Source organism: Mycolicibacterium sp. CBM1 (assembly GCF_054073305.1).
This window is the reverse complement of the sequence record NZ_JBSXPP010000049.1, coordinates 1-1,121: the sequence shown is the minus strand read 5'-3', so window position 1 is coordinate 1,121 and position 1,121 is coordinate 1. Positions and strand designations below refer to the sequence as shown.

Below are 1,121 nucleotides of genomic sequence, written 5' to 3'. Positions count from 1 at the left end.
CCGGCGACGGTGATCGCTGAGCGGATTGGTTGGCAGTATTCGATCCGCACGCTCAGTGAGCGGGTGCGTGAGTTGCGGCCGGTGTATCTGCCACCGGATCCGGCGTCGCGCACGACCTATCAGGCCGGCGAGATCGCGCAGTGCGACTTGTGGTTTCCTGACGTGTCGGTCCCGGTCGGTTGTGGTCAGGTGCGTACGGCCACTGCGTTGCCGGTGATGACGAAGGTGTGTGGGTATTCGCGGTGGGCCTCGGCGTTGCTGATTCCCGGCCGCTGCGCCGAGGATCTGTATGCCGCGTGGTGGCAGCATCTTTCGGCGCTGGGTGCGGTGCCTCGGGTGTTTGTATGGGACGGCGAGGGCGCGGTCGGGCGGTGGCGGGCCCGGGTGCCGGAGTTGACTGCGGTCTGTCAGGCGTTTCGTGGAACGGTGGCCGCCAAGGTGGTGATCTGCAAGCCCGGTGACCCGGAGGCCAAGGGCCTGGTGGAGCGCTTCCATGACTATCTGGAACGGGCGTTTCTGCCAGGGCGGGTGTTCACCTCGCCGGCGGACTTCAACACCCAACTCGGCGACTGGTTGGTGGGCGCCAATCATCGCCGGCATCGTGTGTTGGGGTGCCCTCCGGCAGATCGGGTCGAGGCCGACAAGGCTGCGATGCTGGCATTGCCGCCGGTGGCACCGGTCACTGGATGGAGAACCCATGTCCGGCTGCCGCGTGATCACTACGTGCGCCTGGACGCCAACGACTACTCGGTGCACCCGTCGGCCGTCGGACGGCGCATCGAAGTCGTGGCGGACTTGGCCCAGGTTCGGGTGTGGTGCGCCGGACGGTTGGTCGCCGAGCACGACCGGATCTGGGCCAAGCACCAGACGATCAGCGATCCCGAGCACGTCGCGGCGGCCAGGGCGATGCGCCGGCACAGGTTCGACGTCGTGGCGGCCCCAGCCCAGGCCGAGGTTGAGCAGCGTTGTTTGACCGACTACGACGCCCTGGTCGACATCGACGGGCCGGTGGCGTAATGGCCGCCAAGACCACGACCGTCAGTCGCGACACGACCGCTGAGCTGGCCTATCTCACCCGAGCACTCAAAGCTCCCACCCTGCGTGAAGCCGTCGAGCGGCTT

At 67.3% G+C, this 1,121-nt stretch carries 1 protein-coding gene and 1 pseudogene; both read left to right on the top strand.

Annotated features, from left to right (window positions below; genetic code table 11):
* Positions 1-1,017, top strand: a 1,017-nt coding sequence (locus ACXDF8_RS26910) for a Mu transposase domain-containing protein (RefSeq protein ID WP_457226281.1), incomplete at its 5' end; no start/stop codon positions are given.
* A pseudogene (locus ACXDF8_RS26905) lies at positions 1,017-1,121 on the top strand (IS21-like element ISAau2 family helper ATPase IstB); the annotation flags it as partial. The gene ACXDF8_RS26910 and the pseudogene ACXDF8_RS26905, both read left to right, overlap by 1 nt.